Origin of the sequence: Collinsella sp. SGI.095 (genome assembly GCF_050314535.1) — a bacterium.
Classification (GTDB): Bacteria; Actinomycetota; Coriobacteriia; order Coriobacteriales; family Coriobacteriaceae; genus Collinsella.
In genome coordinates this window covers 1-26,256 of the sequence record NZ_JBNPNG010000018.1, presented here as the reverse complement: position 1 = coordinate 26,256, position 26,256 = coordinate 1, and the positions used below count along the sequence as shown (strand labels likewise).

Here is a 26,256-nt window from a genome sequence, read left to right as displayed (position 1 = left end):
TTAGGGGTGGTTAGCGGGTTGGACGCCAGACTTGGAGGGCGCCGGGTAGGATGTCGACTTCGATGCGCGAGGCGATAACAGGTTCGCCGTCGGCCTGGATGGGGTAGTCGGGCTCCTCAAAGGTAAGCTCGACATGGCGGCAGCGGCGCATGCAAACCGGCGGCAACTTGGTATGGTGGCCGTCCTTGGCCGAAAGGAACATGGGAAGCGCGACCGCGCGCGGAACGGGACCGCAGGCGTAGCAAACGTCGAGCATGCCGTCGCACGGGTCGGCGTCGGGACAGATGCGATAGCCCGAGCCATAGGTGGGGCCCAGCTGAATCGCCATGATGATCGCCCTCACGCGCTCGGCGGGCGCGCCGTCAAAGCTGACTGTCATGGGGTAGTTGCGATAGCGCAGGCCAAACTGTTCAAGTCCCGAGAGGGTGTAGAGCGGAGCGCCGGTGAGGCCCGTCTTTTTGCGCAGCTCGGTGGTGCCCAGGCCGATGGCGGCGTCAATACCGACGGAGAGCGTCTGGTCGTAGTACTCAACGGAAGCCTCGCCGCTACCGCTTACAGGGTTCCATGAGCGAATGCGACCGATGTCCTGACGCTGCAGCTCGCAGGTGAGCAGCGCGCCAAAATCCTTGCCGGAGAAATCTTCTATACCGAGCGTTTGGGCAAAATCGTTGCCGGAACCCACGGGTAGGATGGCAAGAGCGGGGCGGGGGTCCTCCTTTTGTGCCATAAGCCCGTTGACGACCTCGTGGATCACGCCGTCGCCGCCAAGGGCGATAACGGTGCGATAGCCCTGAGCCTGTGCGGCCAGCTCCTTGGCGTGCCCCATACGCTCGGTCAATACCAGGTCAAACTGGGATGCGCGTGCAGTCATGTCCAAAAAGCGTTGCAGGCGCTCGGCAACTTCGCGCGCCGCACCCGATTGGGCGGCTGGGTTGGCGATGATGAGCGTTCGACCAAAATCAGTTGCGTGCATGGGCGACTCCCGGCATATGGCGTGACGGTGCGGTCGCGCTCGGGTCGAATTGCCCCCCGATTGTGGCTGCACGGCGAATACTTACGTCTACTCTATCAGGTCGTTGTGGCGCTCGATAGCATCCGCTACCGTACCGCCCTCGTCCACTATAAGCGAACGGCGCTTGGGTGAGATGATGCGCTGGGCAGGGTACACGCCGCGGTGTCCGCCGGCGAGATAGCTGATAAAGGCCACGATGACAAAGAACCCGGCGGCCGTGCCGTGGAACAGGTCGATGGCCATCATGCAGGTGGTGATGGGCACGTTAAGGCCGGCACAGAACACGCCGAGCATGCCGAGAGCCGCCAGAAAACTGGGGTCGAGCCCGGTAAGGCAACCGATCCAGCCACCGAGTGCCGCACCGATGCCAAACAGGGGCGTGACCTCGCCGCCTTGGAAACCGGCACCCAGGGTGAGTGCCGTTACGACGAGCTTGATGGCGGCGTCGGCGAGGGTGGTGTTGCCGGCAAACCCGGCGCCCGAAAGCCACGTGGAAAGGCCGGCGTAGTCCCAGGCGTCGAGGAGAGCATAGACAGCCAAAACCACGAGTGCGCCTATAAGTGCGCGAACGAGGTAATTGGTGATAAAGCGACCGTACAGGCTCTTGACGGTTCGAACCGACCAGGCAAAGAGGCGTGCCGTCAGACCGAAGATAATGGCGCTGATAACAACGATAACGACCGTTTTGGGCGTCATGGCGGGAACGCTGGCGATGGCATTCGCTTCGTACTCGGTACCCAGGGCGAGTGATGTAAAGTAGCCGGTAAACGAGGCGACCAGGCAGTAGATCCCTGCGGTGTAGTCGATCTTGCCGATAAAGCACATCTCCATGCCAAAGAAAGCTCCGGCAAGGGGCGAACCGAATACGGCGCCAAAGGCCGACGAGATGCCGGCGAGCATGAGGTCGTGGTGGTCATGCTTTTTGAGGTGGGCGAGGCTTGAGATGTTGCTGGCGATGGTGCCGCCAATCTGCACCGCGGCCCCCTCGCGACCGGCCGATCCGCCCGTTAGGTGCGTGAGCGTGGAGCAGACGAAGGTGAGGACGGCCATGCGCTTATGGATGAGGCGTGTGCCCAGAGCGGAGTCGATGACCAGGTTGTTACCGCGTTTGGCGGCAAGACCGTGGTTTTTGTACACCCATGCGGTGGCAACGCCCACAACGGGAAGCATGGCGTAGGTCCACGTATGGTGCTCGCGATAGTCGGTCGCGATATTCAACGAGGCCAAAAACGCCCAAGCGGCAACGCCCATGGCGAGCGAGACGATGACGACGAGTACGAGCAATTTAGCGCTCGCGAGTAGGTTGTGGGCATTGCGGCGCGTGTCGGCAGCCAAGAGATGCTCGGAGCGGGTGAGCTGTTGCCTGCCTGCCATGATGACGTCGTTCAGGGAGAAAAAGCCGCCATCGTCGAGCGGCTGGGAATGATCCTGCGCCTCGTTTGCGGTTTCGGGTTTGTCGGTAAAAGCCATACGTTCCTCTTTTAGGTTGCAACACGAGCATTATAGAACGTGCCAAACGTGACAAACCGGCAGGTTGGTTTCGGTCCTGTTTCGCGGCTTGCGGCCGACAGATGTATTCGAGAACGTGGGTCGTTTCGCCGTCGTGCGGCAGGGGATTATACTGAGACAAGCATAAAGAATTGGCGCCCCCGTTGTGCGCTGTGGCATTAAGAGGTGCATATGGCAGAGAAACTCATTCCGCTGGAGGACGCGCAGTCGATTGTTCTGTCGCACGTTGCTCCGACCGATCTCGTCGAGATTCCCGTGTGGCAGGCCGCCGGTCTTCCCTTGGCCGAGGACGCGGTGGCCGATATCGACATTTCGCCGTTTGCCAACAGCGCTATGGACGGATATGCCGTGCGCACGGCGGACTTGGTGCAGGCATCTGGCGAGGCGCCGGTGACGCTCGACGTTATCGGACACGAGGCTGCGGGCCATGTGTTTGAGGGCGCAATCGGCACGGGCGACACGGTTCGTATCATGACGGGTGCGCCGGTTCCCGAAGGTGCCGATGCCGTGGTGAAGTACGAGATCGTCGATGTGCTCGACGGTGACGGCAACGAGGGTTCGCGTGTGAGATTCTCGGCGCCGGCCAAGGTGGGGGAGAACGTTCGATCGGCTGCTGAGGAAGCGCATGCTGGCGACGTCGTGATGTACGTTGGAGAGGTTGTGGCTCCGGCGGGCGCCGGCTTGCTGGCGAGCGCCGGGTATGCGAGCGTGAAGGTGCATGCCGCGCCGCGCGTGGGCATTATCTCGCTGGGGACGGAACTGGTCGCACCGAGTAACGTGCCGGCGCGCGGGCAGATTCGCGACTCCAACTCGTCGGCGTTGATGGCCGAGGCGCTCGATGCAGGAGCCGAGCCCGTGTTCTACGGCATTGCGCCCGATGATGAGCAGGCGATTGCCGAGTTGGTGCATCGCGCCGCGCAGGAGTGCGATTTTGTCATTACGAGTGGTGGCGCCTCTGCGGGTGATTACGACTATGTGACGGCGCTCGTTCGGCGCGAGGGCGAGGTGCTGTTCGACCGCATCTCGATGCGTCCCGGCAAGGCCATCACGTTTGGCCTGCTTGGGGGCAAGCCATATTTGGGACTTTCGGGCAATCCCGCGGCGGCGTATGTGGGCTTTGAGATGCTCGCCCGCCCGGCGATCCGCAAGATGCGCGGCTTTGCCGAGGGCCTGCGTCCCGTGCAGCAGGCGAAGCTCACACACGGCGTGAAGAAGCGACAGCATCGCCGCTTCTTCGATCGTGCCACGGTTTTGCGCGACCCCGAGACCGGTGAGCTGTTGGTGACCGAGGCCAAGACGCAGAATTCGGCGCTGCTCGGCACGATGCAGCGGGCCAACTGCCTGCTGCGTATTGACGAAGGCCCGTGTGACCTCAGGGCGGGCGACGTCGTGGATGTCATGCGTGTCGACTTGCCTGAGGGCACGGTGCTATAGGAGGAATGCTATGGAGCTGAAGATATCGATTGTGACGTGCTCGGATACGCGCGATCTTGCCCAGGACGAGGCGGGTGCTGCGCTCGAGGAACTCATCGCGGCGCAGGGCTGGGCGGTCGCCTCACATGTGGTCGTGCGCGACGACATCAGCGAGATCGGTGATGCCATTGTGGAAGCGGCCGATGAGTACCACGCCAATGTCGTGCTCACCTGCGGCGGCACGGGCCTTTCGATGCGTGACGTGACGCCCGAGGCGACGCGTGCCGTCTGCGACCGCGATGTACCGGGCATTGCAGAGGCAATCCGTGCGTACTCCATGACCAAGACGCGCCGCGCTATGCTTTCGCGCGCCGTGTGCATGCAGCGTGGGCATACGCTTGTCATCAACTTTCCGGGATCAACGAAAGCAGCCCGCGAAAGCTGGGAGGCTGTGAGCGACCAGCTGGAGCACGCAGCTCAAATGACGGCGGGGGGCGGGCACGCCAAATAAGCGCATTACCTGCGGCGGAGTGACCTTACGGGCTGCTCCGCCTTTTTTATGCAGCGACAGTGCGGGCCGTCTCGTGGTTATCGGTAAAGGAAAATTATTAGACGAGAAATATTTATCACAAACACTATTCGTGCAAAAGTATAATCTAGTAACAGAATAAAGCTTGCGGCGGGGTGCCCGGGCGTAGCGTTCGAAAGGGTTGAACATGTTCGATACGGTTTCTCGCCGCGGGTTCGTTTCACTTTCCGCTGTCGCCGCAGCCGGCCTTGGGCTTGCCGGCTGTTCCGGCAACAAGACGTCTGGGCCGACTGGCTCCGATGCCGGTTTTGCTAAGGCATCTTCCAAGAAGACTGTCGAGCTGCAAGCCTTTGCCGCCAACTCGCTCGAGAAGGCCCTGCCCGAGGTTCAGAAGCTCTATACCGACCAGACCGGCACCACGTTTGCCGACACGCAGTTTAAGGCGTCTGGCGACCTTGTCGAGCAGATGCGCGCCGGTGCCGCCGTCGACGTACTCATCACGGCCTCCAAGGGCACCATGGACGACGCCGAGGCCGCCGAGCTCGTCGACGCCGACACGCGTGAGGACATGTTCGTCAACGACCTCGTGATCATTCGCGCCGAGGGCTCCGACACCAGGGTCGAGGCCATCGCCGACGTCGCGAATCTGGACGGCAAGATTGCCATCGGCGACGCCAAGACCGTTCCCGCCGGCAAGTACGCCAACCAGGCCTTGGCTTCTGTGGGCCTCTACACCGGCACCGAGGGCGACGACGGCGAGTATGCGCCCGATCTCGCCGACAAGGTGGCTCTGGCCGACAAGGTCGGCACCGCTGCGTCTTACGTCTCTACGGGCGACTGCGTGGCCGGTTTTGTCTACAGCTCCGATATCTTCCGCTACGACGGCATCGAGGAGACCTTCGTGTGCCCCGAGGACTCGCACAAGCCCATCGTGTATCCCGGCGCTGTCGCCGATAGCTCCGAGCACGCCGACGAGGCCAAGGCGTTCATCGACTTCTGCCTGACCAACAAGAAAGCCCAGAAGATTTGGGCTAAGTACGGCTTTGAGCTTTCCGCGTAGTTCGCAACATTGCTGCATAACGATATGCTTGAGGGCGGGCGTTCTCGCGATCGCCCGCCCTTTTGATTGAACCGGCGTGTCCGCGCGCCGTTGCCCTGTGTTTGAGGAGTCGCCCGTGCCAAGGAAAACGATTCGCCTGCTCGCCGTGCTGGCTGCGGTTCTGTGCGTGCTGACCGCACCGCCCGGGGTTGCTCGGGCCGAGGAACTCTTCACCACCGCCGATGGCTGCCAGGCGACCGAAGATTCCGCGCTTATCGATGGCGTCGGGTTTGGCCTCAACGCGTTTGAGCGCAATGCCAAGGGCACGGCCCGTTCGTTTGCGGGTCAGCCCGAGGGTTACCGTTTTCCTATCTACAAGAAGACGACCCTCGTGACGGTGACGACGCCTGAGAGCATCGTGGTCTGGCTCGACGCCCATGCCGCCAAAGACGCGGGGCTCGACATCTCAAAGGCAGATGACCAAAAGGCGCTCAAGAAGATGCTCGTGGGGCTCGACAAGTCGCACTCCATGGGTGGGGCGTTGCTGGAGGACTCTAATCTCGAATGGGTCTTTACCTCGGATAACGCGCTGGTGCAAAGCGATTACCGCTATCAGTTTAAAGTGAAGGGCGGCAACGGCGATTACTACACGGTAGTGAATGCCGCCGACGCCGCGAATGCCGAGCTAGATTTGGGTGACGGCGCCCTGTGGAGTGATAACGCCGCCCTCGTGCGGTATGCGGACGTGTCGACGACGGTGCCGCCGTCGCTGGCGGAGCGCGCCGCAGCCTTCTTTGGCGACATCGACTATCGCCCGTTTTGGGTGTCCATAAAAACGAGCGGCCTTGCCCTGCTGATCTCCTTTGCGCTGGGGCTGTTCGCCGCGTGGAAGACTATGGGTACCTCGAGTCGCATCAAGGGCCTGCTCGATTCGGTTTTTACGATTCCTATGGTGCTGCCGCCCACGGTCTGCGGCTTTCTGCTCCTCATGCTGTTTGGCCGCTCGACCGGGGTGGGCCAGTGGCTTATCGCGCACGGCATCTCGATCGTCTTTACGTGGCCGGCGGCGGTGATATCTGCCGTGGTGGTGTCGTTTCCCCTGGTCTACCGTACGGCACTCGGTGCCTTCGAGAGCCTCGACACGCAGATGCTCGACGCCGCGCGAACCTTGGGATGGTCCGAACGTCGCATCTTTGCCAAGCTCATGATGCCGCTTGGCTGGCCCTCCATCGCCGCCGGCACGGTGCTCGCCTTTGCCCGCGCAATGGGCGAGTTTGGCTGCACCCTGTTCTTTGCGGGCAACTACGCCGGTATTACGCAGACCATTCCCATCGCCATTTACTTTGAATGGATGGGCGGCAACACGTCGGTGGCCCTCTTTTGGGTCGTGGTCGTAATCATGTTCAGTTTCCTGGTCATTCTGTTTATCAACATGTACACCGCGCATTCGCAAAAGTATCGCGAGCGCGGCCTTTCCCGTGCGGAGCGCAAGCAGGCCAAAGATCTCGCCGGACGGGGCGATTCGCTCGACCCGGCGGGCGGCGATGCCTTGCGTATCGATCGCGAGGCGCTGGCCGAGCTCATGCGCGATGATGCCGCTTTGCAGGGAGGTCGATAGGCCATGTCGCTCGTTCTGGATATCAAAAAGCGCTATCCCGGGTTTACGCTCGACATGCAGCTTGAGGCCGGCGAGGAGCGCGTGGCGCTGCTGGGCGCCTCGGGTTGCGGCAAGAGCTGTACGTTGCGCTGCATTGCCGGCGTGGAGACGCCCGACGAGGGCAAGATCGTCGTCAACGGCATGACCTTTTTTGACTCGGCGGCGGGCATCAACCTGTCGCCCCAGGAGCGCAAATGCGCCCTGCTGTTCCAAAACTATCAGCTGTTTCCCAACATGACGGTGGCCGATAACGTATGTGCTGGTGTAAAGGACGCGGGCGACGCCGCGGCGCGCAAAAGGTTGGCGGAGCGCTATCTGGGCATTTTCGGCCTGGCCGATTTTGCCGACCGCTATCCCGCGCGCCTTTCGGGCGGACAGCAGCAACGCGTGGCGCTCGCCCGCATGGTGGCGGCGCATCCGGGCATCTTTATGTTCGACGAGCCCATGAGCGCGCTCGATTCCTATCTTAAGAGCGCCCTCGAGCAGAACATGCTCGACTTGTTCGATGTGTGCAACCGCACCGTGCTCTACGTGAGCCACGACATCGACGAAGCGTGCCGCCTCTGCCAGCGCATCTGCGTGATGCATAACGGGCGCGTCGAGGAGATCGGTTCTGTCGAGGACGTGGTTCGCCGTCCGCAGACGCTGGCGGCGCTGCGCCTGACGGGCTGCAAGAACACAAGCCGCGCACGAAAGATCGGGCCCGAGGAAGTTGAGGCGCTCGACTGGGGCATGACCTTTAACGTGGGTCGCGAGGTTCCCGATAATGTGGTGTACCTGGGCATTCGCGCAAGTTACTTCCATGTTGACAACCGTGCCGAGCGGGGTCGCAACAGCTACGACCTGCATGTGGCCCGCGTGAGCGATTCGCGCTTTGAGCGGCTGGTGCTGCTGGACGTACCGCGCGTCGATGCGCCCACGCGCCTGCAGTGGAAGGTCAACAAGGTGGGCGTGCCTGTCGACGGGCTGCCGCAAGCGGGCGAGACGCTGCGCATGCATTTTGATGCCAGTAGGATCCATTTGGTCTGTCGATAGCGCCGGGTAATGCCGTCGGGGATATAAGCCTCGGCGGCTTTGCCTTGCCGTTCGCCGAATGAGGGATGACAAACTCTTATCAATCAAGATAATAATTTATTAAACGGCGACTCACGACGCTGTCGTACGAATGTCAACGGTGCTCGCATGGTCGATGACCGTTGATATAGTTGACCAGCTATACGCCGCTCGAGATTATCGATGCCGCAGGCGCCTCGAGCGTGGCTCTGTGTGGTACGTCCGACGAGGTGATTCCCGAGGCCGAGAAGGTGCTGCCGGCAAATCTGTGTCCGCTCATCAAGTCGACGTACGGCTTTGCCTACTCGCAAAAGTGCCCGTTTACGTACTTTAGCGACATGATCATCGGCGAGACCACCTGCGACGGCAAGAAGAAGATGTACGAGCTGCTGGGGGAGCTCAAGCGCACGCACATTCTGCATCTTCCTCAGGGTCGCGACCGCGCCTACGAGCGTGAAGGCTGGTACGAGGAGTGCCGCCTGCTCAAGGAGGGACTCGAGGGCTTCTACGGCATCACGATTACCGACGATGACCTGCGCGCTGCCGTCCGTCGTCGCAACCGTCTGCGTGCGGCGCAGCTCGACATGTTTGCACTGCAGGCCAACCAGCCGGCGGCCATGAGCGGCGTCGACCTGATGAGCACCATGTTTGCCGGCACGTTCAGCTTTGATATCGAGGCCTATACGCAGCAGTTGGAGCAAAAGGTTGCCAAGCTGCACGAGGCCTATGACGCGGGCGAGCGCCCGGTTGCGGCGGATGCCAAGCGCATTCTGATCACCGGCTGCCCGGTGGGCGGCGTGATCAACAAGATCGGTCGCACCATCGAGTCCAACGGCGGCGTGGTCGTGTGCATGGACGATTGCTCGGGTGAGCGCACGGCGGCCATGATGATCGACCCGGATGCACCCGACATGCTGCGCGCCATCGCCGACCGCTACCTGGACATCAACTGCTCGGTCATGACGCCCAACGAAGGCCGCATGGAGAACACGCTGGCCATGTGCGAGAAGTATCACGTCGATGGCGTAGTGGAGAACGTGCTGCAGGCCTGCCACACCTTCAACGTGGAGAGTGCACGCATGCAGGAGGCCGTTGAGGGCGCAGGCATTCCGTATATGAAGATCGAGACCGATTACAGCAATGGCGACATGGGCCAGATCGAGACCCGCATCGCCGCCTTCATCGAAACCCTCTAGCTTCCTCAGGCACCGGATCTTGCCCCTCAAACCGTCGCTTGCGTACCCAAAGTACGCTGCGCTCCTCTTTCGGGGCAATCTCCGGCACCTGAGAAACCTAGAGCTAAGGCGCCTGAACGCGCCGCTACCTTTGATGTTTAGATTAGGAGAGAGCCATGATAGGGATCGGGATCGATATCGGGTCTACGGCGGCTAAGGCCGCTGTGGTCGACGGGGAGGGTTCGGTGGCGTGGACGTGCGTGCAGCCAACCGGGTTCTCCTCGGTCGATGCTTCCGAGCGTCTGCGTGGCGAGCTTACCGCGGCTGGCTATGACGTGGCTGCCGACCTGGCGCGTTCCGGCGAGCCCACCAAGATCAGCAGCATGTGCACGGTGTTTGCCGAGAGCGAGGTCATTAGTCTGATCGGCCGCGGCGAGCCGCGCGAGAACATTGCCCGTGGCGTGATCGACAGCGTCGTGTCGCGTGTGGCGACCATGGCCTCGCAAGCCGCGGGCGCCCCGTACTATCTGACCGGTGGTCTGTGCGAAAACGCCTATGTCGTCGAGCGTCTTGGCGCATTGGTGGGCTCGCCGGTCACTACCTCGCCCCAGGCCCGCTTTGCCGGTGCCATCGGCGCGGCCATTCGCGCCCAGGCGCTCGCGTAGGGGGCCGGTGCGATAAATTGCCCGCTCTCGGCGCCGTCATGCGTATACTGGGAGGAACTGATTGACCGATGAGAGGAGGTATCGATGGCTGACGATCTCATGAAGCTCACGCAGATGACTGCCGCGAGCGGTTGAGCCGCTAAGTTGGCTCCTGGAGCCCTCGCCCAGGTCCTGGGCGACTTACCCAATGTGCATAACGACAACCTGCTCGTGGGGTTCGATACCTCCGACGATGCGAGCGTCTTCCGCGTTGGCGATAACTTGGGCCTCGTGCAGTCCATCGACTTCTTCCCACCGATGGCCGACGACCCGTTCCTGTTTGGCCAGATCGCCGCGGCAAACTCGCTGTCGGACATATACGCCATGGGTGGGCGGCCGAGCCATGCCATGAACCTGCTTTGCATACCCAGTTGCCTGGGCGTTGAGGTTGCCGGCCAGATTCTGGCGGGCGGCGCCGACAAGTGCGTCGAGGCCTGCTGTGCCATCGCGGGCGGCCACACCATCAACGACGACGAGCCCAAGTACGGCCTGTCCGTGAGTGGCTTTGTCGCGCTCGACCACATGCTCGCCAACAGCGGCGCACGCGTGGGCGATGTTCTGCTGCTGACCAAGGCGATCGGCTCGGGCATCATCACTACGGCCATTAAGGGCGAGCTCATCGAACAGGACGAGGCCGCAGCCATGTTTGACTCGATGCGGACCCTCAACGAGGCTCCGATTCGTCTGGCCGAGGACCTCGAGCTTCATGGCTGCACCGACATCACGGGCTTTGGCCTGATCGGACATGCGTGCGAGATGGCCGAGGGCTCGGGCGTGCAGATTGAGCTTGTGTCGGGGGCGGTGCCGCTCTTTGACCAGGTGCTCGACATGGCACGCCTTGGCATTATCCCTGCCGGCGCCTACCGCAACCAGGACTTCTTTGGCTCGCGCGTGGCGGTCGACGATGGCCTGGAGCCGGGCATGCTCGACGCGCTGTACGATCCGCAGACCTCGGGCGGCCTGCTTATCGCGGCGCCTGCTGCCGATGTGGATGAGCTTGCGCGCCGCCTGCATGCCGAAGGACGTATCGCCTCCGTCGTCGGCCGCGTGTGCGAGCCGGTGCCGGGCGGTTCTGCCGTCCACGTTGTCCGCTAGCCCGCACGTTTATGTAACTGTTTACCGTTCTCTAGAACGGTTCTTTCGAAAGGAAATGCTATGTCTACCAAGATTGAAGTTAATGCCATGGGCGATGCCTGCCCTCTGCCCGTCGTCAAGACGCTTAAGGCGCTCAAGCAGCTCGATGGCGAGGGCGTTGTCGTGACCTCGGTCGATAACGAGACCGCCGTCAAGAACATCTCCAAGATGGCGCAGGAGAAGGGCTGCACGGCCTCGGTCGAGAAGGTTTCTGACGCCGATTGGCACGTGACCGTGGCGACCGCCGGTGCCGTGGCCGTTGCGGACCCCGAGCAGGATGGCGCTGCCTTCTGTGATGCCAGCGTCGGCAAGGGCAAACTCGTCATTTCCGTCTACACCGACTGCATGGGCCGCGGCGACGACGAGCTGGGCCACAAGCTCATGAAGGCCTTCATCTTTGCCGTGACGCAGCAGGAGGAGCTGCCCGCGACCATGCTGTTCTACAACGGCGGCGCCAAGCTCACCGTCGAGGGCTCGCCGGTGCTCGATGACCTGAAGGGCCTGGCCGAGCAGGGCGTCGAGATTCTCACTTGCGGTACCTGCCTGGACCACTTTGGCATTAAAGACCAGCTTGCGGTGGGCGAGGTCACCAACATGTACGTGATCGTGGAGAAGATGGAGCAGGCCGTGCGCGTCGTGCGCCCGTAGCGTATTGGTTGGAGTTGCCATGAGGGAGAAGCGCCCGGCGCTTGTCATCACGTTTCCCACCACGGCGGCCGCCATGGGGTGCGAGACCCTATGCATCGAGCGCGGCCTTCCCGGGCGCACGATTCCCGTGCCCGGGGAGGTCGCTGCCGGCTGCGGCTTGGCGTGGAAGGCGTTGCCTGCCGATGAGGAGCTGCTGCGCGCCGAGCTTGCCGCAGCTGGTGTTCCCACCGAGGGCTTTACGGTGATTGAAATGTGGGAGGTCGTGCGATGATCTATCTGGATAACGCGGCGACGACCATGCATAAGCCGCAGACGGTCATCGATGCCGTGACGCAGGCGATGTGCTCGCTCGGCAATGCCGGGCGCGGCGCCACGTCGGGTGCTCTCGATGCGGCTCGTACGATTCACGGTTGCCGTGCCAAGCTCGCGCGCCTTTTGGGTTGCCCGAGAGCGGACCATGTGTGCTTTACGCCCAACTCCACGGCTGCGCTCAACACCGCCATCTGTGGCGTGGTGCGCCCCGGCGACCGTGTGGTCACGACGGTGCTCGAGCACAACTCGGTGTTACGCCCGCTCAATCGCCTGTCGGCGGAACAGGGTGTGGCGGTTGAGCATGCGGGCTGCGACGCGAACGGCGTGCTCGACTACGACGAGCTCGAGCGGTTGGTGACGCCGGACACGCGTGCTGTGGTGGTGACGCACGCCTCCAATGTGACCGGCAACGCGGTCGACATTGCGCGCGTAGCGGCCATGGCCCATGCGGCAGGTGCGCTGGTGATCGTCGACGCCTCGCAGTCTGCCGGTACGGCGAAGATTGACATGGATGCCATGGGGCTCGACGTGGTGTGCTTTACCGGCCACAAGGGGCTCATGGGACCTCAAGGCACCGGCGGCCTGGCCGTGGTGGAAGGCATTGACGTGGCGCCGTGGGCCATGGGCGGCACCGGTGTACACAGCTTCGATGAGCTGCAGCCGCTTGAGTGGCCCACGCGCCTGGAGGCCGGTACGCTCAACGGTCACGGTATCGCGGGCCTTTCTGCCAGCCTCGACTTTATCGAGGCCCAGGGTGGGGTCGAGGCGATTGCGGCGCATGAGCGCTCGCTTGCAGAGCGCTTCCTTGCCGGCGTGCGCGAGATTCCGGGGATTAAGCTCTACGGTGCCTTTGACCAGCCGACGCGCTCGGCGATCGTTTCGCTTAACGTGGGTGATATCGACTCTGCCCAGATTTCGGACGCGCTCATGCAGGGGTGGGGGATTGCGACGCGCCCCGGCGCCCATTGTGCCCCGCTCATGCACCGCGCGCTCGGGACTGAGCGTCAGGGTATCGTTCGTTTCTCGTTTGGGTATTTCAACACGGACAGGGAAGTCGACACCGCGATTGACGCGCTCCGCGATTTAGCCTGTTAGAGCGTATATACTTGCGGGACGGGTCTTTTGCCCGTCCCGTTTTTGTTTCGACCCGAAAGGTGGTCCCATGGCCTCATCCGCCCCGCGCGGCCTGCGCTCCGACCATGTCGTTACCGTCGGCATCGCCCTGTTCTCGATGCTCTTTGGCGCCGGCAACCTCATTATTCCGCCGCTGTTGGCGCTGCAGGCAGGTTCTGCCACGCCGCTCGCCATGCTCGGCTTTCTGATTGCCGCCATCGGCCTGCCCGTCATGGGCTTTATCGCCGTGGCACTTGCCGGAACGGCGCGCGAGCTGGCCGGGCGTGTGCATCCTAAGTTTGGCGAATTCTTCGTTGCGGCGGTGTATCTAGCCATCGGCCCGTGCCTGGCTATTCCGCGCACGAGCTCCACGGCCTTCGAGATGCTGGTGCCGCTGCTGCCGGAGGGCGTCTCGCTCGGCACGGCACGTCTGGTGTTTGCCGTTGGCTTCTTCGTCGTCGCGTTTGTGCTCACGCTGCGTCCGGGCGTTATCACGCGCGTGCTCGGCCGCATTACGGGCCCCGCGCTCATTGCGCTCATCGTGCTGGTCGTGGGTGCCGCCGTGGTCTCGCCGTTGGGACCGGCTGCCGCGCCTCAGGCTCCCTACGATGCGGGCGCCGCCGTGCAGGGCTTTTTGACCGGCTACCAGACCATGGACCTGCTCGCTTCGCTCGCCTTTGGCATTATCATCGCCGAGACCATCCACGAGCTGGGCGTGAACGATGACAAGCGCGTGGCCTTCGAGATTTCGCGTTCTGGTGTGATCGCCGGCGTGCTCATGGCCATCATCTACTGCGGCCTGGCGCTTGCCGGCATGCAGCTCGGCACGGTTATACCCGACGCTACCAACGGCGCCGCCATCCTTGCCCGCTCTGCCTCCATGCACTTTGGTCTTGCCGGCACGGTCGTGGTCTTTGCGATCTTTTTCCTCGCCTGCATGAACGTGTGCATTGGCCTCATCAGCTGCTGCTCGCGCTACTTCTGCGAGACGTATGTGGTCGAAGGGGGAGCGGAGGCTTCCGAGGAGGCTATGCGCCGTCCCTTTGCGGTTCTCGCCTTTGTGTTCGCGGCGTTTTCTTGCGTGCTCTCCAACGTGGGTCTCGACGCGATCCTCATGTTCTCGGTGCCCATGCTCAACGCCTTGTATCCCGTTGCCATCGTGCTGGTGCTTATGGGCCTGGTGCACGGCTTTTGCGACGCGCATCCGCAGGTGTGGGTCTGGGTCGGCGGCGTCGTCGCGGTGCAGAGCGTAATCACTTCGGTCCGCGATGCGTTCTTTACGGGCGCGTGGCTGCCGTTCGATGCGCTGCCGCTGGCGGATATTGGAGCCGCGTGGGCGCCGGCCGCCGTGGTGGCGTTTGTGATTGGCCTGCTCCATAGCCAGTTTGTCACACATTCGAGGAGCTAGGGTATCGTCGCTTGCACAGGAGGGAAGTCTCCCCTATAATTTCCTTCGCTTTGGGACACGCAAGGTTTAGACCTTAGCTGCTCAACACCTTCGGGACGTGGCGCAGTTTGGTAGCGCGCCTGCTTTGGGAGCAGGATGTCGCAGGTTCAAATCCTGTCGTCCCGACCATATCTTGCGGGCGTAGTTCAATGGTAGAACCCCAGCCTTCCAAGCTGATGACGCGGGTTCGATTCCCGTCGCCCGCTCCATAGGATAGTTTTAACGGCTTTGGCTCTATTTGGTGCCAGAGCCGTTTTCATAAGCGTGCCGGGCGACGGGAATCGAACCCGGCAGGGTGCGAAGCCGAGAAAATGCGTGAGCATTTTCCAGCGCAGCACGCAAGGGCCAATGGCCCGCAGCGAAACAAGGGTTTGCGAAGCAAACCCTTGGACTTCCCGTCGCCCGCTCCATAAGATTGATGAATGGATCTGCTTCCTTTTGGAAGCAGAGCATTTTCATATACATGCCGGAGACCCCACATCCCCTCCTAAGTTGCGGTGAAATACGGACTGTTTTCCGGCTTTTATGGCCCATGTAGTCCGTATTTCACCGCAACTTGCACCTGAGCTTCAGGTTGAGATTGCTCGGCCAGGAAACGCCGGCTATTATCTGGCAGATTATGGTTGGCACGTGCCGTCGCTACTCGAGGCCTGCGATGCGCTGCTCGATGAGCGCGGTTTTCGCGGGTCGGCCAAGGCCGGCATCTTGGTGTTTGACGACGACTTTGGCCTGCATGCTCAGCAGGTGGCTCCATCTGCCTGCTCGACAAACGCGACGTAGCCCGCAAGTCGATGTTCACCACGCATTCGCTCCCTTTGTCGATTCTGATCGAAGAAACCGAGTAATCGTGCGATGATATCTTCTTCATAGGGATTCAGCCGGGCGACACGGAGTTCTACAACCCCATGTTCCCGGAAGTCTTTGACGCCGTTGACGCCGTGTACGACGCCGTGGCCGCTAACGACTTTTCCCACTTTGTCCGCTTGGGACAGGAGCTGTAGCAGCGCTTGTCCCTGGTGATTAGGAAAGAAGTGATTGACATGGCAGATTCCAAGGTGGAGTACCCTGCCCCCGATTGCCTGGCGCCCGCCGCGATCGAGGCCAAGACCGAGGCCGCCGGTGTGACCAAGGCTAACCTGCCGGTCGATAAGGCCTTTCTGTTGGCAATGTTCGCCGGTGCGTTTATCGCCTTCGGCGGTCTGTTCTTTACGGTGTTTTTGAGCGACAGCACGCTGGGCTGGGGTGCCCAGCGCGTCGTGGGCGGCCTGTGCTTTTGCCTGGGCCTGGTGCTGGTGCTGGTGTGTGGCGCCGAGTTGTTCACCGGTAATTCGCTTATGGTCTGCGCGCTCAAGAGCAAAAAGATCACCCTGGTCCAGATGCTCAAGGCTTGGGTCGTTGTATGGCTTGGCAACTTTGTCGGCGCCCTGTTCATCGTCTTTTTGGTGTACATGGCCGGCATTTACAAGCTCAACGGCGAGGCGGTCGCCAATTCCATGGTGAGTGTCGCCGCCGGCAAGGTGACGATCGACTGGCTGACGATCTTCTTCCGCGGCATCCTGTGTAACATCTTTGTGTGCCTGGCCGTGTGGATCGGTACCGCCGGCAAGACCGTGGTCGATAAGGTCGTGGGCATTCTGCTGCCCATCGCCGCCTTTGTGGCCTGCGGTTTTGAGCACTGCGTTGCCAATATGTACTTTTTGCCCATGGGTGCCGTGATGCACGCGTGCGGCTATGGTGCCGACGTCGTCGGCGCCGATGCGCTCAACGCCGCGGGCATTGCGTTTAACCTGTCCGCCGCCACGCTGGGCAACATCGTGGGCGGTGCGGTTCTGGTCGCGCTCGGCTACTGGTTTATCTACGCCAAGAAGTCTGAGGCGTAAGGTACCGTCTGTTTGAAGTCGGACCTTCCGCGGGGCGTCGCCGTGCGAGGATAATAGCGATTGATTGACTCAGCCGATCGAATCGGCTGATAGTTTGACGTTCGAACGATTGATTCACCTTTGGTTTTGAAAGGCCGCACATGAGCGATAGCCAGAACATGTCCGATGAGGTTCGCGCCCGCCTGCGCGCCATTCCCTCCGTCAACGAGCTGCTCGCCGAGTGGCCGGTAGTGAAGGCGGCGGGGGAGACCTGCGACGCGGTGGTGCATGCCGCCGTCACGGCCGAGCTCGACGAGGAACGCGCCGCCATTCGCGCCGGTGCCGCCCCGCGCTCTAAGCGCGACCTGGCCTCGGCGATCGAGTGGCGTGCGCACCGCTCCGCGCTGCCGAGCCTGCGCCCTGCCGTCAACGCCACGGGCGTGGTCATCCATACCAACTTGGGCCGCGCCCCGCTCGCGGAGTCGGCGGCAAAGGCCGTGGCCGAGGTTGCGCGCGGGTACAGTACGCTCGAGTACAGCGTGGACACCTGCTCGCGCGGGTCGCGCAAGGAACACGCCGCGCAGCTGATCCGCTCGCTCACCGGTGCCGAGGACGCGCTTGTGGTCAACAACAACGCCGCCGCGGTGCTGCTGGTGCTGGCTACCCATGCCGCAGGCAAGGAGGTCATCGTTAGCCGCGGCGAGCTTGTCGAGATCGGCGGCAGCTTTCGCATCCCCGATGTCATGGCGTCTTCGGGCGCCAAGCTCGTCGAGGTCGGCGCCACCAACCGCACGCACCTAGCAGATTATGAGCAAGCCATCACGCCCGATACGGCCATGATTCTCAAGGTCCATCCTTCCAACTATCGCATCGAGGGCTTTCACGAGGAGGTGAGCTCGCGGGAGCTTGCGGCGCTTGCTCACAAGCATGGCCTGCTGTTCTATGAGGACCAGGGGTCGGGCGCGCTCCTGCCCGATGACATCCTGGTGCGCGGTGGCGAGGAACCCACGCCGGCTTCGGTCGCGGCGGGGCTCGATATCGTGTCGTGCTCGGGCGATAAGCTGCTGGGCGCGGCGCAGGCGGGCATCATCATGGGCCGTCGCGATCTGGTCCAGGCCTGCGGCGCACATCCGCTCATGCGCGCTCTGCGTCCGGGCAAACTGGCTCTGTCGGCGCTCGAGACCACGCTGCGTATCTACATGGACGGCGCCGATGTTGCCCATCGCGATATTCCGGTGCTCAGCATGCTTACGCTGCCGCAGGCCCATTTGGAGCGACGTGCCCGCAAGCTGCGCGATCGTATGGTCGCCGGGCTCGATAAGGCCGGTTGCCCGTGCGCCGTTCAGGTGGAGATCGTCGAGGAATCGTCGACCCCCGGTGGCGGCTCGCTGCCTACCATGGAGCTGCCCACGATGTGCGTTGCCGTGCGTCTTGTTGACGCGCGCCTGACGGTCGATGCGCTCAAGCGCTCGCTTGTCCAGGACTTCGACACGCCGGTCGTCACGCGAACCTCGCACGATCGCATTTTGTTTGACGTCCGTACGCTCGTGGGCGACCGCGATATCGAGACGGCGGCGTCGACGCTTGCCGCATGCGTTGAGAAGGCGCTTGCACGATGAGTGAGGTCCAGGCGCTGGTGGAGTGTCCCGTTATCGTTGGCACGGCGGGCCACGTCGACCACGGTAAGTCGGCATTGATCGAGGCACTGACCGGCAAGAATCCCGACCGTCTGGAGGTTGAGCGTCGTCGAGGTATGACCGTTGAGCTTGGCTTTGGCGAGCTGGCGCTGCCGAGTGGCAAGATTGTCGGCCTGGTCGACGTGCCTGGCCATGCCCACTACCTGCGCGCCATGGTGCAGGGCGCCACGGGTATCGACGTGGCCGTGCTGGTGGTTTCGGCCGTCGAGGGCGTGATGCCGCAGACCCGCGAGCACGCGCATGTGCTGGAGCTGCTGGGCGTTACGCATATGGTGGTCGCGCTGACGATGTGCGACCTGGCCGATGCCGAGATGACCGAGCTTGCCGAGCTCGATGTCGATGACTTTTTGTCGGGTACCGTGTTTGCGGGCGCGCCGATTGTGCCCGTGTCGTCCAAGACGGGCGAGGGGATCGACGGGCTGCTTGCGGTGCTCGACGAGCAGGTAAGTGCCTGCTGGGATGCTTGCCGCGACCGTTCCGATCGGAGCGATGCCTCGTCTCGTCTGCCGATTGACCGCTGCTTTACGATCAAGGGTGTCGGCACCGTCGTTACGGGAACGCTGCACGATGCGCCGGTTGCGGTGGGCGACGAGCTGATGGCTTTGCCGTCGCGTACGGTCTGTCGTGTGCGCGGGATTCAGGTGCATGGCGATACGCCGCGCGCGCTGCCTGGGCAACGCGTGGCGCTCAACCTGGTCGGTGACGGTGTCGCGGCGCTTGACCGTGGTGAGATGCTGGGCGTGGCGGGTCGCTTTGGTCAGACGTTGCGCTTTATGATGACGTTTACCTACCTGGGCCGCGAGGGCGCCAAGCCGCGCGTGCTCGAGTCGGGCGCGCGCGTGCACGTGATGGCCGGCACGGCCGAGGTCGTCGGCCGCGTTATGCTTCTGGAGGGCGAGGCCCCCATGGCGGTGGGCGAGACCCGTACCGTGCAGGTGCGCCTGGAGGAGCCATTGCCGCTGCGCGCCGGAGACCATGCCGTGGTGCTGTCGTATTCGCCCGTTATGCTCATCGGCGGCGGGTGTGTGCTGCTTTCGCGCTGCCGTCGCTCACGCGAGCTTTCGGCCGGCGAGCGTGCGCTGTTTGCGGCGCTTGAAGCCGGCGATGCCGTTGCTGGCGTAGACGCGTGGCTGGCGCTGCAAGCGCTGCCGGTTGCGGCGGCTGATGTTGCCGAGGCGCTCGATCTTGTTGCCGGTGAGGCTGAGGCAGCACTGGGCGAGTTGGTGGCGCGAGGTGTTGTTTGCGAGCTTGCCGGCTCGGGCGGCACGTTGTATGCGAATGGCGCCGTGCTCGATGCCGCCATGGACGTGCTGGCGGCTACCCTGTCTGCCATGCACGCGGCGGCTCCCAGGGAGACGGGTTTTACGCCCGGCGCCGTTGCCCATGCTGCGTGGCCTGCCGCCGATGAAGGCGTTGCCGCGGCTCTGATTGCCGAGGGCTGCTCGCGTGGCGTGTGCGCCGCCGAGGGCGCCGAGGTATTCGACCCGCACTCCGCTGCCGCCGCGGCGCGTGTGGTGCGCGAGGCGTGTGAGCGCATTGTGGCGCTGCTCGACGGGGCCGGCCTCGATGCGCCGACGCTGCCCGAGGTGGGTGAGCAGCTGCAGCTCGATCGCAACACCATGACGCGTGCCCTGCGCGAGCTTTCGCTCAACCGCTCGATCGTTAAGGTCGAGCGCGACGTTGCCCTGTCCGCCGCCGCCGAGGTCCATGCGCGCGAGCTTGTCGCCGCTGCCATTGAGACAGCCGGCGGCGCTGCCACCACGAGCGTGCTGCGCGAGGCGCTGGGTGTGTCGCGCAAACGTGCCATCAGCATCTTGGAGCACCTGGATGCCGTGCGCTTTACGGTGCTCGACAAGGAAGCCGGTGGCCTGAGGTCCCTGCGCTAGACTGGCTGCTCGGTTTGGTAAAATACCGCCGCACTTGGGAACGGATGGGCTCCGGTGGGCTCCGCGGTCCTCAAAACCGTTGCGAGGCGTGCAAAACGTCTTGGATGTGTTCGATTCACATACGTTCCCGCCACACGCCACCAGCGCTTTTGTGCTCGCGGTCTTGCTGCGTGCCGCAAAGGCGCTGTTTTGTTTTTGTGCGGGTCCGCCGTGTCGTCTGTCTTGTCGCCTGCGGTATTTGCCCCGACACCGGAGAACCCTGCACTTGCGACTGGTCCGAACCCTGTACCTGCGGTTGCGGTGGCTGTGGACATACCACGGAAGAGGAAGCGGCGGCCGCGGCGTATCGTGAAGCACACCGCGAAGGCCCGTCCGGTGATGTTCTCGACCACGAGCGCAAGATCATCGTTTCGTTTGACAGCACCTTCGATATGATGGAATGCGAGCAGCTGTGTCTTGCCGCCGGTGTGCCCGGGCGCATCATGTGTCCCCAATGTGGTGGTTTGGAACATGTGGACGAAACAGCTTCGAAACACGCGATTTGTACGTCGGGTGCTCAAAAACGCTTCTACCTGCATCGTAATCAAAACGAAACATCTGCTCGTCGGCTTATGCGAAACTTTGCTGCAACAGTGCGATATTATCCATACACGATAAAGTTCGCGGCGCATAGGGTGCCGTGACCGACATTTTCGTTTCCCATCATTGGAGGAAGCATGAGCTACACGCAGAAAGTTCTCGAAGAGCTCAAGGCCCGCTATCCCGAGCAGCCTGAGTTCATCCAGGCCGCGACCGAGATCCTCGGCACCATCCAGCCGGCGCTCGACGCCCACCCCGAGTACGAGGAGGCCGCCCTGCTGGAGCGCCTCGTCGAGCCCGAGCGCATCGTCATGTTCCGTGTTCCCTGGGTCGACGATCAGGGCAAGGTTCAGGTCAACCGCGGTTACCGCGTCGAGTTCAACTCTGCCATTGGACCCTACAAGGGCGGCCTGCGCTTTAACCCGACGGTCACCCTGGGTATGCTCAAGTTCCTGGGTCTGGAGCAGATCCTCAAGAACAGCCTGACCACCCTTCCCATGGGCGGCGGCAAGGGCGGCTCCGACTTTGACCCCAAGGGCAAGTCCAACAACGAGATCATGCACTTCTGCCAGTCCTTCATGACCGAGCTCTATCGCCACATTGGCCCCAACACCGACGTTCCCGCCGGCGACCTGGGCGTTGGCGGCCGCGAGGTTGCCTACATGTTCGGTCAGTACAAGCGCCTGACCAACGAGTGGACCGGCGTCCTTACCGGCAAGGGCCTCTCCTTTGGCGGCTCGCTCGCCCGTACCGAGGCCACCGGTTACGGTCTGGTCTACTTTGTGGACGAGTACCTCAAGAGCCGCGGCGACTCCTTCGAGGGCAAGAACGTTGTCGTTCACGGCTCCGGTAACGTCGCTATCTACGCGGTCCAGAAGGTCGCCCAGCTCGGCGGCAAGGTGCTCGCCTGCTCCGATACCCACGGCTGGGTCGAGGATCCCGACGGCATCGACTACACCGTGCTCGAGCACGTCTACAACAAGAAGCGCTCCGGCCACGACAAGGGCGTTACGCTCGCCATGTATGTTGACGAGAAGCCCAACGCCGTGTGGCACGAGGGCGACGGCCGCGGCGTGTGGCAGCTGCCCTGCGATATCGCGCTGCCCTGCGCTCGCGAGAACACGCTGCTGCTCGAGGACGCCCAGGCGCTCGTCGCCAACGGCTGCAAGGTGGTCGGCGAGGGCGCGAACATGCCCACGACCATCGAGGCCACGACTTACTTCCAGGAGAACGGCGTCGCCTTTATGCCCGGTAAGGCTGCCAACGCCGGCGGCGTGCTCGTGTCCGGCCTGGAGATGAGCCAGAACGCCGAGCACCTGTCCTGGACCTTCGAGGAGGTCGACGGCAAGCTCGAGCAGCTCATGCGCGGCATGTTCCACAACGTGGACGACACCGCCAAGGAGTACGGCCAGGAGGGCAACTTTGTCATGGGCGCCAACATCGCCGGCTTCCTGAAGGTCGCCGACGCCATGCTCGCCCAGGGCGTCTGCTAAATCTTCGCTTGACATAGCATGTGATGAGGCTCCCAGCCATCCGGCTGGGAGCCTTTTTCTATGGTGGCGAGGGCTGTGCGCCCTCGTTTGGTACACTTAGAGGTACTGGACAAGTGAAGAGATGGGGGAGAACGTACTCAAGTTCGGTACCTACGTTCGCGTTGGAAACGCGGCCGAAGCCTATGAGCTCTTACAGAAGAACCGCAACAACAAGATTGTGGGCGGCGGCATCTGGATGCGCCTGGGTTCGCGTCGCGTGGCGACGGCGATTGACCTTTCGGCCTGCGGACTCGATCAGATCGAGGAGACCGAGACCGAGTTTCGCATCGGTGCCATGTGCACCCTGCGCCAGCTCGAGCGCCATGCCGAGCTCAACGCGCTTGTCAACCATGTCTTTGAGTTCGCCGTCCACGATATCGTGGGCGTGCAGCTGCGCAACACCGCCACGGTGGGCGGCAGCATCTACGGTCGCTTTGGTTTCTCGGACGTGCTCTCGGCCTTTTTGGCGCTCGATTCGTACGTTGAGCTGACGGGTGCCGGCCGCGTGCCGCTCGCCGAGTTCGTGGATATGGGTTACGTGCGCGACGTGATCGAGCACGTGGTGGTCGTTAAGCACGATTACCGCGCAAGCTACGAGGCCGTGCGCAAGGCCGCGACCGACTTCCCCTCCTTAAACGTCACCGCTGCCTGGTGGGACAACAGCTGGCATGTCACCGTGGGCGCACGCCCGCTGCGCGCGACCCTGCTGCAGGGCGAGGCGTGCGGCCTGGTGAGCGAGCAGCCTTCCGAGGACGAGCTGCGCGCCCTGGCCGCGTCCGTACGCGCACTGAGCTACGGCACCAACCTGTGGGGCTCGGCCGACTATCGCCGTTGCATCTCGGCGCCGCTTGCCGTGCAGGCCGTGCGCCGCGCCGCCGGCATCGAGCTTTCGGCCTCGCTTGCCCGCGAGCTCGAGGGCGTGCAAGTGCCTAAGTTTGCCACGGACGAGTATTCCTGCCGCCGCGTGCCCGGCGTCGATTCTAGCGAGGTGCGCTAATGGCTGCCAAACTCATCGATCTTTCCTTTACGCTCAACGGCCGCAAGGTCAAGGTTCAGATTGCCCCCGACACCATGCTCTTTACGCTGCTGCGCGAGCAGGGCTGCGCGTCGGTGCGCTGCGCCTGCGAGACTACTAACTGCGGCCTGTGCACGGTGTGGCTCGACGGCGACCCGGTGCTGAGCTGCTCGGTTCCCGCTGCGCGCGTCGAGGGCCGCTCCGTCACCACGCTCGAGGGCCTCAAGGCCGAGTCCGAGGCGCTCGCCCACGCAATGGCTGCCGAAGGTGCCGAGCAGTGCGGTTTTTGCGCCCCCGGCCTCATCATGAACGTGCTGGCGCTTGCCCGCGCCGCCAAGGAGGACCCGAGCCTCGTCGCCACGCGCGAGGAGCTCTCGCGCCAGCTCGCCGGCAACCTCTGCCGTTGCAGCGGCTACGAGAGCCAGCTGCGCGCCATCGTCCGCTTCCTTAACGAGTCCGGCGTACAGGTGGGCTTTGAGATGCCCGAGCTTCCGGTCAACGACACCAGCTGCGATGGCGTCTCGTACAAGCAGATCACCCATAAGCAGCCCAAGAAGGACTCGAAGGCCCTGCTCGAGGGGCGTCCCGTCTACACAGGAGACCTGGTGCCCGCCGGCGCCCTTATCGTCAAGCTCAAGCGCAGCCCGTATGCCCGTGCCAAGATCCGCTCCATCGATACGTCGCGCGCCCTGAAGGTGCCCGGCGTGGTGGGCGTCTACACCTACGAGGACGTGCCCAAGCGCCGCTTTACCATCGCCGGCCAGAGCTATCCGCAGCCGAGCCCCTACGACCGCCTGATCCTCGAGAACCTGGTGCGCTACCAAAACGAGGAGGTGGCGATCGTCGCCGCCGAGACCGAGGAGGCCGCCGACAAGGCACTCAAGCTCATCAAGGTCGACTACGAGGTGCTCGAGCCCCTGCTCGACTTTACCCAGGCGCTCGATAACGACATCGTGGTCCACCCCGAGGGCGACGTGACCTTTATGTTCCCGCAGGGCGGCGACGTTGCTCGCAACCTGGTGTGCAGCGGTACCAGCGATTTTGGCGACCTGGACGAGGCCTTCGCCCAGAGCGACATCGTCTTTGAGCGCACTTACACCAGCCAGGCCACGCAGACCGCGCCCATGGAGACCTTCCGTGCCTTCGCGACGACCGACGCGTTCGGCCGCATCTCGGTGACCACCTCCACGCAGGTGCCCTTCCATGTGCGCCGCATGGTCGCGCAGTCGCTCGACATTCCGCAGTCGCAGGTGCAGGTTATTAAGCCGCGCATCGGCGGCGGCTTTGGCTCCAAGCAGACGGGCTGCTGCGAGATTTTCGTGGCGTTCGTGACCCAGCAGACTGGCCGTCCGAGCTATTGCTGCTACACACGCGAGGAGACCATCACTGCGGGCAACTCGCGTCACCAGATGCAGATGACCGTCAAGCTGGGCGCCATGAACGACGGCACCATCACGGCCATCGACCTGCACACGTTGTCCAACGCCGGCGCGTATGGCGAGCATGCCACCACGACGATCGGCCTCTCGGGCCACAAGAGCCTGCCCATCTACAACCATGTGAAGGCGAGCCGCTTTAGGTGGGACTCCGTCTACACCAACACCAACCGCGGCGGTGCGTATCGCGGCTACGGCGCCACCCAGGGCCAGTTTGCCGTGGAGAGCGCCGTCAACGAGCTCGCCGACATGCTGCACATGGATCCCGCCGACCTGCGTCTTAAGAACATCGTGCGCGAGGGCGAGATTATGCCGCAGTACTACAACGAAAAGCTCAACGCCTGCGCTCTCGACCGCTGCCTGCTGCGCGCGATGGACATGATCGGCTGGCGCGACAAGCCGCTGGCCGTGGACCTGGGCGACCGCGTGCGTGCTCTGGGCTGCGCGCTCACCATGCAGGGCTCGGGCATCTCCAACGTGGATATCGGCGGCATCGACATGCGCCTGGAGGAGGACGGCTTCATTACCATCGGCACCGGCGCCACCGATAACGGCATGGGTGTCGACACGATCCTGGCGCAGATTGCCGCCGAGGAGCTGGGCGTGGAGAGCTCGCTTATCGTGGTGCGCGGCGTGGACACCGACGTCTCGCCGTTCGATGCCGGCTCGTACGCGAGCTCGGGCACGTACGTGACGGGCCTGGCAGCCAAGAATGCCGCGACCGAGCTGCGCGAGAAGATCTGCGCCAAGGCCGCCCAGATGTGGGACGTGGACGCCGCCGACGTGGTCTTCGACGGCCAGTACGTGCGTCTGTCTGACGAGCGCGCCGCTCGCGAGTGCGGCCGCTACCTCACGCTGCGCGACTTTGCCAACCTGTGCGTCAAGAACATCGCGGGCGGCGACGCGCTCACCTCGCATGCTTCTGCCTGCCTGCCCGTTTCGCCTCCGCCGTTTATGGCCGGCATTGCCGAGGTCGAGGTCGACAAGGCCACCGGCAAGGTGACTGTGGTGGACTATGCGGCGGCTGTGGACTGCGGCACCGTGATCAACGAGGCACTCGCGCGCGTCCAGGCCGAGGGCGGCATTGCCCAGGGCATCGGTCACGCACTCTACGAGATTGTCGAGCACGACGACCGCGGCCGCCTGCGCACCGGTAACTTTATGAGCTACAAGCTGCCCACGCGCCTGGATATCGGCAGCATTCGCGTGGCCTTTGAGCCGAGCTACGAGCCGACGGGCCCGTTTGGCGCCAAGTCGATCGGCGAGGTCGTCATCAACACACCGCTCGCCGCCGTTGCCTCGGCCGTGGCGCACGCCACCGGCCACCAGGTTCGCTCGCTGCCGATCACGCCCGAGAAGGCCCTGCTGGGGGAGTAGGCGAGGCGCGGCAGCCGCCGCTCTTTGGCAAGCCCGAGGAAACTGCAGCCCACTTTTCAACCGAATTGTGGGCTGCGGGAGATAGCCGATGGGGGTAGCTAATTTGGGACGGGGCTTTTTTAGCAGATCG

The 26,256-nt window shown here is 63.1% G+C and carries 21 protein-coding genes and 3 tRNA genes; 22 read left to right on the top strand and 2 right to left on the bottom strand.

Annotation, left to right across the window (positions count from 1 at the left end; genetic code table 11):
- Nucleotides 1-10: 10 nt before the first annotated feature.
- Nucleotides 11-973 (bottom strand): diacylglycerol/lipid kinase family protein, encoded by a 963-nt coding sequence (locus ACQRCA_RS07075; RefSeq protein WP_427719682.1) that lies wholly within the window; start codon nt 971-973, stop codon nt 11-13.
- Nucleotides 974-1,060: 87 nt separating this feature from the next.
- Nucleotides 1,061-2,482 (bottom strand): chloride channel protein, encoded by a 1,422-nt coding sequence (locus ACQRCA_RS07070; RefSeq protein ID WP_427719681.1) that lies wholly within the window; start codon nt 2,480-2,482, stop codon nt 1,061-1,063.
- Between the two features lie 210 nt (nt 2,483-2,692).
- Here ACQRCA_RS07070 and ACQRCA_RS07065 point away from each other — a divergent pair, with 210 nt between their 5' ends.
- The 22 genes from ACQRCA_RS07065 (at nt 2,693) to ACQRCA_RS06960 (ending at nt 26,126) form a co-directional block, all read left to right on the top strand.
- A complete protein-coding gene (locus ACQRCA_RS07065) occupies nt 2,693-3,955 on the top strand; it encodes a molybdopterin molybdotransferase MoeA (protein WP_427719680.1) in 1,263 nt (420 codons plus the stop codon).
- A gap of 10 nt (nt 3,956-3,965) precedes the next feature.
- Entirely contained in the window at nt 3,966-4,445 is a 480-nt protein-coding gene (locus ACQRCA_RS07060) for a MogA/MoaB family molybdenum cofactor biosynthesis protein (protein ID WP_427719679.1), read from the top strand.
- 205 nt (nt 4,446-4,650) lie between these two features.
- Nucleotides 4,651-5,523 carry a molybdate ABC transporter substrate-binding protein gene (gene modA / locus ACQRCA_RS07055; RefSeq protein WP_427719678.1) on the top strand — a complete coding sequence of 291 codons (873 nt, stop codon included), beginning with the start codon at nt 4,651-4,653 and terminating at the stop codon, nt 5,521-5,523.
- 115 nt (nt 5,524-5,638) lie between these two features.
- Nucleotides 5,639-7,120, top strand: coding sequence for a molybdate ABC transporter permease subunit (modB, locus tag ACQRCA_RS07050; protein ID WP_427719677.1), 1,482 nt, complete (start codon nt 5,639-5,641; stop codon nt 7,118-7,120).
- Between the two features lie 3 nt (nt 7,121-7,123).
- Entirely contained in the window at nt 7,124-8,194 is a 1,071-nt protein-coding gene (locus tag ACQRCA_RS07045) for a sulfate/molybdate ABC transporter ATP-binding protein (protein WP_427719676.1), read from the top strand.
- Nucleotides 8,195-8,364: 170 nt separating this feature from the next.
- The gene (locus tag ACQRCA_RS07040; RefSeq protein WP_427719675.1) at nt 8,365-9,408 is read left to right on the top strand and encodes a double-cubane-cluster-containing anaerobic reductase; all 1,044 of its coding nucleotides are present in this window, start codon (nt 8,365-8,367) and stop codon (nt 9,406-9,408) included.
- 155 nt (nt 9,409-9,563) lie between these two features.
- Nucleotides 9,564-10,052, top strand: coding sequence for a BadF/BadG/BcrA/BcrD ATPase family protein (locus tag ACQRCA_RS07035; RefSeq protein ID WP_427719674.1), 489 nt, complete (start codon nt 9,564-9,566; stop codon nt 10,050-10,052).
- 84 nt (nt 10,053-10,136) lie between these two features.
- Nucleotides 10,137-11,186: a selenide, water dikinase SelD gene (gene selD, locus ACQRCA_RS07030; protein WP_427719673.1), complete on the top strand. Its 1,050-nt coding sequence runs from the start codon at nt 10,137-10,139 to the stop codon at nt 11,184-11,186.
- A gap of 60 nt (nt 11,187-11,246) precedes the next feature.
- Complete coding sequence (gene yedF / locus ACQRCA_RS07025) at nt 11,247-11,873, top strand: sulfurtransferase-like selenium metabolism protein YedF (RefSeq protein WP_427719672.1); 627 nt, start codon at nt 11,247-11,249, stop codon at nt 11,871-11,873.
- Between the two features lie 19 nt (nt 11,874-11,892).
- The gene (locus ACQRCA_RS07020) at nt 11,893-12,144 is read left to right on the top strand and encodes a DUF3343 domain-containing protein (RefSeq protein WP_427719671.1); all 252 of its coding nucleotides are present in this window, start codon (nt 11,893-11,895) and stop codon (nt 12,142-12,144) included.
- Entirely contained in the window at nt 12,141-13,280 is a 1,140-nt protein-coding gene (locus tag ACQRCA_RS07015; RefSeq protein WP_427719670.1) for an aminotransferase class V-fold PLP-dependent enzyme, read from the top strand. Before ACQRCA_RS07020 ends, ACQRCA_RS07015 begins: the two co-directional genes overlap by 4 nt.
- Before the next feature lie 67 nt (nt 13,281-13,347).
- Entirely contained in the window at nt 13,348-14,706 is a 1,359-nt protein-coding gene (gene brnQ / locus ACQRCA_RS07010; RefSeq protein ID WP_427719669.1) for a branched-chain amino acid transport system II carrier protein, read from the top strand.
- Between the two features lie 91 nt (nt 14,707-14,797).
- A tRNA-Pro gene (locus ACQRCA_RS07005) sits at nt 14,798-14,874 on the top strand.
- A gap of 6 nt (nt 14,875-14,880) precedes the next feature.
- A tRNA-Gly gene (locus tag ACQRCA_RS07000) sits at nt 14,881-14,954 on the top strand.
- Nucleotides 14,955-15,375: 421 nt separating this feature from the next.
- Nucleotides 15,376-15,525, top strand: coding sequence for a hypothetical protein (locus ACQRCA_RS06995; RefSeq protein ID WP_427719668.1), 150 nt, complete (start codon nt 15,376-15,378; stop codon nt 15,523-15,525).
- Between the two features lie 260 nt (nt 15,526-15,785).
- Entirely contained in the window at nt 15,786-16,625 is an 840-nt protein-coding gene (locus tag ACQRCA_RS06990; protein WP_427719667.1) for a formate/nitrite transporter family protein, read from the top strand.
- Nucleotides 16,626-16,765: 140 nt separating this feature from the next.
- Complete coding sequence (gene selA / locus ACQRCA_RS06985; protein WP_427719666.1) at nt 16,766-18,223, top strand: L-seryl-tRNA(Sec) selenium transferase; 1,458 nt, start codon at nt 16,766-16,768, stop codon at nt 18,221-18,223.
- On the top strand, nt 18,220-20,187 hold the full coding sequence (gene selB, locus ACQRCA_RS06980) for a selenocysteine-specific translation elongation factor (protein ID WP_427719665.1): 1,968 nt from the start codon (nt 18,220-18,222) through the stop codon (nt 20,185-20,187). Before selA ends, selB begins: the two co-directional genes overlap by 4 nt.
- Before the next feature lie 36 nt (nt 20,188-20,223).
- A tRNA-Sec gene (locus tag ACQRCA_RS06975) sits at nt 20,224-20,320 on the top strand.
- A gap of 583 nt (nt 20,321-20,903) precedes the next feature.
- Nucleotides 20,904-22,259: an NADP-specific glutamate dehydrogenase gene (gene gdhA, locus ACQRCA_RS06970; RefSeq protein WP_154515369.1), complete on the top strand. Its 1,356-nt coding sequence runs from the start codon at nt 20,904-20,906 to the stop codon at nt 22,257-22,259.
- A 121-nt stretch (nt 22,260-22,380) separates the two neighbouring features.
- Nucleotides 22,381-23,295, top strand: coding sequence for an FAD binding domain-containing protein (locus tag ACQRCA_RS06965; protein ID WP_427719664.1), 915 nt, complete (start codon nt 22,381-22,383; stop codon nt 23,293-23,295).
- On the top strand, nt 23,295-26,126 hold the full coding sequence (locus ACQRCA_RS06960) for a molybdopterin-dependent oxidoreductase (protein WP_427719663.1): 2,832 nt from the start codon (nt 23,295-23,297) through the stop codon (nt 26,124-26,126). Before ACQRCA_RS06965 ends, ACQRCA_RS06960 begins: the two co-directional genes overlap by 1 nt.
- Nucleotides 26,127-26,256 lie beyond the last annotated feature (130 nt).

Coding starts and splice junctions, on each gene's coding strand:
- ACQRCA_RS07075 (WP_427719682.1), bottom strand. CDS start 973: ATGCACGCAACTGATTTTGGTCGAACGCTCATCATCGCCAACCCAGCC.
- ACQRCA_RS07070 (WP_427719681.1), bottom strand. CDS start 2,482: ATGGCTTTTACCGACAAACCCGAAACCGCAAACGAGGCGCAGGATCAT.
- ACQRCA_RS07065 (WP_427719680.1), top strand. CDS start 2,693: ATGGCAGAGAAACTCATTCCGCTGGAGGACGCGCAGTCGATTGTTCTG.
- ACQRCA_RS07060 (WP_427719679.1), top strand. CDS start 3,966: ATGGAGCTGAAGATATCGATTGTGACGTGCTCGGATACGCGCGATCTT.
- modA (WP_427719678.1), top strand. CDS start 4,651: ATGTTCGATACGGTTTCTCGCCGCGGGTTCGTTTCACTTTCCGCTGTC.
- ACQRCA_RS07045 (WP_427719676.1), top strand. CDS start 7,124: ATGTCGCTCGTTCTGGATATCAAAAAGCGCTATCCCGGGTTTACGCTC.
- ACQRCA_RS07035 (WP_427719674.1), top strand. CDS start 9,564: ATGATAGGGATCGGGATCGATATCGGGTCTACGGCGGCTAAGGCCGCT.
- yedF (WP_427719672.1), top strand. CDS start 11,247: ATGTCTACCAAGATTGAAGTTAATGCCATGGGCGATGCCTGCCCTCTG.
- ACQRCA_RS07020 (WP_427719671.1), top strand. CDS start 11,893: ATGAGGGAGAAGCGCCCGGCGCTTGTCATCACGTTTCCCACCACGGCG.
- ACQRCA_RS07015 (WP_427719670.1), top strand. CDS start 12,141: ATGATCTATCTGGATAACGCGGCGACGACCATGCATAAGCCGCAGACG.
- brnQ (WP_427719669.1), top strand. CDS start 13,348: ATGGCCTCATCCGCCCCGCGCGGCCTGCGCTCCGACCATGTCGTTACC.
- ACQRCA_RS06990 (WP_427719667.1), top strand. CDS start 15,786: ATGGCAGATTCCAAGGTGGAGTACCCTGCCCCCGATTGCCTGGCGCCC.
- selA (WP_427719666.1), top strand. CDS start 16,766: ATGAGCGATAGCCAGAACATGTCCGATGAGGTTCGCGCCCGCCTGCGC.
- selB (WP_427719665.1), top strand. CDS start 18,220: ATGAGTGAGGTCCAGGCGCTGGTGGAGTGTCCCGTTATCGTTGGCACG.
- gdhA (WP_154515369.1), top strand. CDS start 20,904: ATGAGCTACACGCAGAAAGTTCTCGAAGAGCTCAAGGCCCGCTATCCC.
- ACQRCA_RS06965 (WP_427719664.1), top strand. CDS start 22,381: ATGGGGGAGAACGTACTCAAGTTCGGTACCTACGTTCGCGTTGGAAAC.
- ACQRCA_RS06960 (WP_427719663.1), top strand. CDS start 23,295: ATGGCTGCCAAACTCATCGATCTTTCCTTTACGCTCAACGGCCGCAAG.